Below are 8,809 nucleotides of genomic sequence, written 5' to 3'. Positions count from 1 at the left end.
TATCACAATGGTCATCATCGCCAGAAGAGCAAACCCAGCAATGCCAGTTAACCAAGTAGAAATACGGTTAAGCTCTTTTTGAAATAAATTCATCCTTTTTCCTTACATTCCGAAGGTCGGACCTCCAGTTAATTATTATTACATTAATGGAATTAACTTCCAATAAGCGGAACTTATTTCCAAAAATAATGACACCTCCTATTTGTAATGTAAAGAATTTTATATATTTACGACTTATATTTACTTTATTTGATTATTTTGTGAAGTCATGTTCTGCTAATGACCAACATCTCCCTCACTATATTGACAATCCCTGTTCATGCTTATAATATTCTGACTTCTTCTTACAACTGAATAAAATCAGTCTACATAAAATAAGTTTGAGTTGGTATTATGGCAAGTGCATTAGAAGGTATTAAAGTTGTTGATTTAAGTCGTGTTTTAGCTGGGCCTTGGGCTACTCAAATGTTAGCAGATTTAGGTGCCGAGGTGATTAAAATAGAGCAACCTAATCGGGGTGATGACACTCGCTATTGGGGGCCTCCATTTCTAAAAGAAGGTACTGATGAGGAAGCTCCTGAAGCGGCTTATTATCATTGCGCTAATCGTAATAAACAATCAGTTGCTATCGATATTAGTACCAGTGAAGGTCAGCAGATCATTAAAGATATGGTGCTTGATGCCGATGTGTTAGTCGAGAACTATAAAGTGGGTGGTCTCAAGAAATATGGATTAGATTATCAATCTATAAGCAAACTTAATCCTAAAATAATTTATTGTTCTATTACTGGTTTTGGCCAGAAAGGTCCATCAGCTCATAAAGCTGGTTACGATGCGATCATTCAAGCCGAAGGTGGCATTATGAGTCTTACAGGCGATGGCGAGCCAATGAAAGTTGGTATTGCAATTGCTGATATTATGACGGGGCTATACAGTGGTAATGCTATCTTAGCCGCCTTATTTGCACGCACTCATACTAAGACTGGCCAGTATATTGATATTGCATTACTAGATGTCCAAATGTCTGTTTTAGCTAATCAGGGCATGAGCTATCTATCAACAGGTGAGAACCCTGCTCGTCATGGTAATGCTCATCCTGTAGTTGTACCTTATCAACCATTCTCCAGCAAAGATGGTAAGTTAATTTTAGCGATTGGTAATGATTTACAATTTACTAAATTTTGCAAGCAAGTCGAACGTGCTGATTTAGCCACTGATCCAAAATTTTGTAAAAATGGTCAACGTGTGAAATTTCGTGATGAACTTATCCCCCTACTCGATGAAATCATGAGCACTCGTACTACCGATGAATGGATAGAAATTTTAGAAAAAATTTCTGTTCCTTGTGGGCCAATTAATACATTAAAGCAAGTATTTAACCACCCTCAAACAAAATATCGAAAAATGGTACGACAGGTACCTAACAGCAACGGTAAAATGATTGATGTGATTGCCTCACCAATTAATTTGTCTAATACGCCACTTCAATATAAAATGGCTTCCCCTGCGTTGGGTGAGCATGGCAATAAAGTTTTATCAGAGAAACTAGGTTATAGTGCTGAAAAAATAGCAGCATTACGTTCTAAAAAAATTATTGGCTAAGAATAAAACTGTATTAAAAAAGCTAATCCAGCAAAAAAAATGGTATTACTGAATTCAGCGACACCATTTTTATCTTTTGTCAATCCTAAACAAGCTTGACTCTTTTACAGCAGTTAATCGTAGAGTGTTACTAAATCAACGACTAGGTGATTATTATTTTACTTTACGTTAGTGTCGTAGAATAAGTTTAATCAGGTGGGTTGACCAATAAACAGCCAACATGATTTAATAAATTTAGACAGCCCAGTTAAGAGTTGATGTACCTGACTGGGGTAAGTAAAGTGATAAACAAAGAGAAGTATTCAAAAAACATAAATTAAATGATGAAATTAAAAATCTGCTAAGCTAAATTGTTTAAATTTAATTGGCCAAGTTACCTCTTAAATATGAAATTAAATAAGCTATTTGATATAATTCGAAGAGCTGTAGGTCATCATCTGCTCTGCACTAAACATAAAACCTACCGTTGCGATACACGACATTTTTTTAAGCGCTGAGTCACTTCTTATACTACACGCCTAGTTGTGCTTATCGACTTTATTATAGCATCATTGTTGTTGCCAATAGGTGTGATGCAATGCTTTATTTTATTCCTATTTTTGCTCTAAATAGGGCGCTACTAACAATCTCTACATATTAATCGGCTGTTATGCTCTACTTTTATTCGCACTTAATATTTAACGATATATAAACATCAGAGCTAGTCGCATTATAAACGCATTAAGATTAGTGTTTATTTACTTAAATAACCTTCCCTAATGTCAATAATAGCAAGGTAAGTCTATGTTCCAATTGTAAAAAGATATTTCAACTACCTCAAAAAATTGATAAACTGAAATATGACGCTAAAATCGAATTAAAGTTGCTTCAATGTTTCGCACCATGTTTTTTAACTGTGGAGCGACTTCACCACTTAAAAACTCTTTCGACAATCGAAAGGCAGGTCCACAAGCACTAAATACATAAATTTGTCCTTGCGATAATTTCAACGGAACAGCAATAGCATTAGTATCTCGCTCCCAGTCGCCCCAGGAATGGCAGTAACCATACTCTTTGTAACTTTCTACTGCATGTTCAATGCCCGCTTTAACAGCTTCAAATTTATCGCCAAGTTTTTCCTCAAAACAGCGTAAAAAGAAACCTCGTTCTTCTACTGATAATGCCACTAAATAAGCTCGGCCAGAAGCAGTCGTTGCCATAGGAATTCTATCACCAATATCTTTCTTAAAGGTCACAATACCTTTAGGGGTACAATGATCAACATAAATCATATTTAGTCTATCTCTGTCTGCCAGACCTATCGATGTGCCGGTTTCAATTGAAAGTTCTTTCATCAATGGATTAGCCACTTGGCGAATCGCAAGGTTAGAAACAAAGGCATAACCCAAGGCCAATACTCCCGATCCAAGCTGATATTTTTCCAACCGCTCAGAATAAGTAAGGTAGCCTAAATTTGTCAAAGTATAGGTTAGCCGGGATATACTTGACTTGGGGAGTCCTGTTCTTTGAGCAATTTCCTGATTGCCAAGAAATCCGTCTCCAGGGTTAAATGCCCTTAATATATCTAGTCCTCTAGCAAGGGCTTCGACAAACTTTCGATCTACTTCACCGTTTCCATCTCTTGGCATACCCGTCAGTCTATTCATTTTGAGCTACTCAATTTTTTATCACACTAGACGTATTAACTTGTTATAAATGCCAAAACGACTTTTAAATCATATTCATCATAATCTCATATTTTGCTCTAAAAATAAAGATTATAGATAGCTTTAAAAATCTTATAGATCAATAGTAATAAATTAAAGCAAGCGCATTAAAAATATATTGTCACATATTTAACGATTCAACTTAATACCGAACTTTAAGCAATAATAAAGATCAATAAAAAAGCCAACACCACATAAAGATTTGGAAGTTATGACAGATATCTTCACTAACAGGCAAAAGAACCTGGTACATTAGATAAAAATGTATATCGGCTGAGGTTAATTGAACAAATAAAATTCAATTAACAAGCTGCAAAATCACTTTAAAGAAATTTAGAACGGCAGTTGGATTTAAAGATATTTTGTATCAATTAAATAACATAATAAAGCTAGATAATGCGATTGTTAGCAATAGAAAAAAGAGAATTTCCTGCCTCAGGTGACATTAATATTTTACGAATGCAGGGATAAAAAATCAATATTTATCGCGACAGTAATGGTAGATAATATTTGTCATATTATCGCAGATACATTTGTGAAAAAAACTTAAAAGTAGCTAAAAAATATTTTTAAATTAAATGTTATTAAATAAATACAACATTATAAAACTTAGGTGACATCTAATTATTTAGTTGGTTGTTTTACACTAATATGTGTTTTGGTAGCTTATTTTTCTGAATCAACAATAAGCCCTGATTCTGTTGCTTGAGACATTAAACATCCACTCTAATACCGCTTTCATTTATTATTACTGCAGCGACTATAACACAATAATTGGTATCTACATTTTACAATCCGATACTAGGTTTGCAAATTTTTTTAAAAGATCAGCTTATGTACTTAATAAAATAGTTAAAGCATAACGACTAAGTTCCTAGTAAATCAAGATCTTGCTAGGCTATTGATTAATTTAATTATAATAATAAAAATGAAAAAACAAATATATAAAACTTAATTCCGCCAGACGGGACTATGTGATACAATTTAAACATACAGTTATATGATAACTCAACACCAAAATAGAAAGTAAAGCCAAGAATAAATAAAATTAACTATTCCTATTAAGCGTTAATGAAAATCTCAAAGAGTATTGTCACTAACAGCGTAAAATGGAAAAGCCTATCAATTATTTTCATAATAAACATATAAATATCAATTAATCATGTGAAAGAGCATACCTATGAAGCATATTTCTAATCTTGAGCAAAGTGGCAAAATAACTAAAGCTTTTCCTTGGCTGTCACCCTTTTGCTTAGTAATTATTTTTTTTGCGACCTTAATCACTGAATGGACCGGTTACCAGCCACCAGCCTTATTAGCTGTGTTCATGTTGACATTATTTATGTGCCTCGAATGGAAACAGTTAGATTTATCAACAAAGCTCATCGCTTGGGTTGCCATTGGCTTAACACTTCTTTTGTTATCGTTCTCGCAAATATCATTTCACCAGCTAGGTACCCTAACTAGCAGTGTGGTTTTTTTTGCTTTTTTCTTAATTGCTCTAGGCTTATTAAAAGAAGCCGCTTTAACCTCAAATTCCGTTAATCTTACTGGTGTTGTACTTTTACAACAACACCCCGTTAGACGTTATGCGTTGCTTACTTTTGCGAGTCACATTTTAGGGATATTAATGAGTGTTGGCGCCATTAATTTATTAGCCACCATGATCCAAAGAAGTTTGCATCATAACAAAGGCACTGTTGATGCACGTATTAACAGTGTTAGGCAGCGCCGTATGATGTTAGCGGTAATGCGGGGATTTTGCAGCATACCGCTTTGGGCGCCCACTTCAATTACTATTACGTTGTTAGTCACCACCATTCCTGGTCTACAATGGATAGATATTATTCCCTATGGTTTGTACCTAACTTTAACCTTACTCTTGTTTGGTATTTGGCTAGATCATGTTCAGGCGCCAAAAAACCTTAGCCATCTTGTGCCAACCATTTCCAACGATTTATCCGCATTAAAGGTCAGTTACCCTACTATTGTTGTTGTTATCACTTTGGCAATCATATCTGCACTGCTGATATTCACCTCGCCCCTGCGACCTATTGCTGCCGTGCTAGTCAGTGCGCCGATAGTTAGCATAGCTTGGATATTTAGCCAATATCATCGAACAAATAATAAATTAAACGCTATGCGATTAACCGTTAAGCGTTTTAGCTCAGACATATTTTTCAGATTAACCTTACAACGTTCAGAAATCGTATTTTTTTCTGGTTCAGTGTTAATTGGTCGATTATTGCTAACGGTGTTAGACCTTGATTGGTTTGCACAACAATTAGCGCATTTAAATTTATCTGCTGCACTCATATTAATTGCCTCTTCGTGGTTAATTTTTATCGCAGCGCTGTTATTTATCAGCCCGATGATATCTGTCACTTTGATGGCTGGAGCCTTAGCTCAATTACCTGGTGTCGACCATATGCCAGTGACCATTGCACTCGTGATGATGGTTACTTGGGCCGTGGTTGCCGGTAGCTCACCTTCTACTACCTCGGTACGTATTAGCGCTAAAATCACTGGAATTTCTCCTTTTCAAATGGGGGTAAAATGGAATGGTTTATATAGCATATTGGTACTATTGGCCTTAGATTTTTTTCTGCTTGTCTTAGTGTAATGGAAAGGGGGCATAAAGAATTGAAAGGGAGATAAGCGCTATTTTTTATCATTAGCAGAGAGCACTATTTGAGGTTTTCTATAAGAGAAAACAATATTTATGATAAAAAAATAATATTAATTTATAACCAGGCTTGAATTTCTCACCATTAATCTACATTTAATCTGAGCTTATTATACCAAATAATACAATACTGGATATACAAGCTAAGTCTCAGCCTATGCCTTATTTATTTTTAATAGCTTGCGCTGATATTGGAATTTTTCATTGCTTTCACAGGTCTTGTAAACAACATAATGGTCTTAGCAAAGATTTTTGTAGTTTTAACTATCGATATAACAATAAAGGAATACAAATGAAGCATAACCTCATTACCTCAAGCCTTACTGCTTTTTTTCTCATGGCAGGTGCTACTGCAACCTCGAGTGCAAGTGCAAATGACAAAAAAATTGAAGCAAATGATTTAGTTGAAATGTTCGAAAAGCTAGGTGGAAAACATCCAGGCTATAGAAAAGCACATGCTAAGGGTCTATGTGCCTCTGGCACTTTTGTGCCTACGCCCAATAAGCACTTTACCGGATCCGCCTTGTTATCAAACGGTGTATTACCGGTATCTATGCGCTTTTCAGTAGGTGGTGCTAGCCCAAGTAGTAATGAGAAAGCACCTGGTACGCGTGGTATGGGCATGCAAATTCAACTACCTGATGGCGCTTTACATACTTTTACCGGTAACAACTTCCCCGTATTTGCCGGCAAAAATCCAGAAATTTTTCATGGCTTTTTATCGACTTTACTGCCTGATGAAAATGGCAAATCTGACCCCGCTAAAACCATGGCATTTGTCCAACAGAACCCTAGCTTACAAGCTCACGTTATGTGGAATCAAAACGCTAAAACAGCCGCGTCATTCGCCAATACTGAGTTTTTTGGTTTGCACACCTTTTACTTTGACCAAGCCAATAAACAACAAACTAAATTTCGCTGGAATATTAAGCCAAACTTAGGGGTAAAAACACTAGAAAAAGCTGAGGCTGATAGCATGCCAACTCAGTTTTTAGCTGATACTTTTGCGCAACAACTTAAAGATGAAACCGTTAGTTTTAGCATTATGGCGAGCTTAGGTGAAGCAAAAGATAGCGACATTGACCCCTCGCAACAGTGGCCTAGTGAACGTCCTCAAGTGACGCTTGGCACGGTAACCGTTAAAACAAGTGGTGGCGATGCCTGTAATAATACTAACTTTGATCCTAATGTAATGTCGGCAGGCTTTACGCCAAGCGCTGACCCTATATTAAGAATGCGCTCACCTGCTTATGCTATCTCTTTTGGTAAAAGATTGAGTGGTCAATAAATAATTTTCTAAGTATTAAAAGCGTTTATTACCAAATCGCTGTACTGAGAAATGAATGAAGGGGGTAGTTTACGCTACCCCCTTTTTACTCTTGAAACTTAATACTCAAAAGCAAAGGATGATAGCTGCTTTTAAATAAATTAAAAGCAGCTATAAAAAAGACAAAATGTGTCTTTTGAAGTTGAGTGAGAGTTGAATGAAAATTGAAAGTGACTTAGTCAACTTAACCCGAACTTAACATTATATTTCAATACGAATGCTACATTTACATATAACTACAAGTTATTACAAAATATAAAAGTAATGCTTTTATATTATATGAGACAATGATATTAACAACTGAGATCTACATCTAGTGAGCTATTAACATGAGCTATGAAATAGGTTTCTAGATAAATTATCTTCATAAATGAATAAGGAAACAATAACGTGTCTACACCTACACTTTTTTCGACGACAACATTCGCTAAAAAACCCCTCAAGAATCGTTTCGTTCTTGCCCCGTTAACTCGCGGTCGTGCAGGTCCAACTCGCGTGCCTAATGAATTAATGGCAGAGTATTATCAGCAGCGCAGTACTGCTGGCTTAGTGATGGCAGAAGCGACCGCTATATCTAAAGAAGGCAATGGTTGGGTAAATTCACCAGGCATTTATACCCAAGAAATGGTCGAGGGTTGGAAAACAATTACTGAGCGCGTACATCAGCAAGGCAGTCAAATTATTCTTCAGCTTTGGCATACAGGACGAGCATCTCACAGTGATTTTCATGACGGTGAATTGCCACTATCAGCTTCAGCAGTAAAAATTAATGGCGATCAAATTCATACCCCTGAAGCCAAAAAAGACTATGAAGTGCCACGCGCTATGACAGTGCAAGATATCAAAAGAACAGTTGAAGACTTTCGTAAAGCCGCTGAAAATGCAAAAGCAGCAGGCTTTGATGGCGTTGAAATTCATGCCGCAAACGGCTATCTCATTAATCAATTTCTTGATGCTAGCACCAATCTGCGTGACGATGAATATGGCGGTAGCATTGAAAATCGTACGCGCTTTTTAAACGAAATACTTGAAGCGGTATTAACGGTATGGCCTGCGGAGAATGTTGGCAGCAGAATTTCACCCAATGGCATATTCAATGATATGGGCTGTGATGACTACAGAGAATTATATACCCATGTTATAAAGCGTTTTACTCATTACCAGCTTGGTTTTGTACATATTATGGATGGTTTAGCTTTTGGTTTTCACGAACGTGGCGAGCCAATGACACTGGAAGATTTTAGAAGTTTATATCATGGCCTTATTATCGGTAATTGCGGCTACGACCAGTCAAAAGCTGAAACGGTAATTGGTTCAGAAAAAGCTGATCTGGTGGCTTTTGGTCGCCCCTATATTGCTAACCCAGATTTACCTCAGCGTATGCTTAATGACTGGCCATTGGCGCCATCTGACGATGCCAGTGATTGGTATGGCGGCGGCGCTGAAGGTTACACTGATTATGAGACTTACAAGTCTGCTTAGATTTAC

At 36.5% G+C, this 8,809-nt stretch carries 5 protein-coding genes; 4 read left to right on the top strand and 1 reads right to left on the bottom strand.

All coding sequences use genetic code 11. The features are described 5' to 3' along the window. Positions 1-393: 393 nt before the first annotated feature. Positions 394-1,602 carry a CaiB/BaiF CoA transferase family protein gene (locus tag ACJAT7_RS16180; protein WP_415227837.1) on the top strand — a complete coding sequence of 403 codons (1,209 nt, stop codon included), beginning with the start codon at positions 394-396 and terminating at the stop codon, positions 1,600-1,602. Between the two features lie 845 nt (positions 1,603-2,447). On the opposite strand, the gene ACJAT7_RS16175 is transcribed toward ACJAT7_RS16180, so the two are convergent. Next, positions 2,448-3,248 (bottom strand): IclR family transcriptional regulator, encoded by an 801-nt coding sequence (locus ACJAT7_RS16175; protein WP_415227836.1) that lies wholly within the window; start codon positions 3,246-3,248, stop codon positions 2,448-2,450. A 1,240-nt stretch (positions 3,249-4,488) separates the two neighbouring features. Here ACJAT7_RS16175 and ACJAT7_RS16170 point away from each other — a divergent pair. The 3 genes from ACJAT7_RS16170 to ACJAT7_RS16160 all read left to right on the top strand — a co-directional run bounded on the left by ACJAT7_RS16170 (position 4,489) and on the right by ACJAT7_RS16160 (position 8,803). Next, positions 4,489-5,931, top strand: coding sequence for a hypothetical protein (locus ACJAT7_RS16170; protein WP_415227835.1), 1,443 nt, complete (start codon positions 4,489-4,491; stop codon positions 5,929-5,931). Positions 5,932-6,286: 355 nt separating this feature from the next. Then, positions 6,287-7,282, top strand: coding sequence for a catalase family peroxidase (locus ACJAT7_RS16165; RefSeq protein WP_415227834.1), 996 nt, complete (start codon positions 6,287-6,289; stop codon positions 7,280-7,282). Between the two features lie 429 nt (positions 7,283-7,711). Continuing rightward, on the top strand, positions 7,712-8,803 hold the full coding sequence (locus tag ACJAT7_RS16160; protein WP_415227833.1) for an alkene reductase: 1,092 nt from the start codon (positions 7,712-7,714) through the stop codon (positions 8,801-8,803). The last annotated feature ends 6 nt before the right edge of the window (positions 8,804-8,809 follow it).

It is taken from the genome of Psychromonas sp., from assembly GCF_047632995.1.
GTDB lineage: Bacteria > Pseudomonadota > Gammaproteobacteria > Enterobacterales > Psychromonadaceae > Psychromonas.
This window is presented reverse-complemented; position numbering and strand designations above follow the sequence as displayed.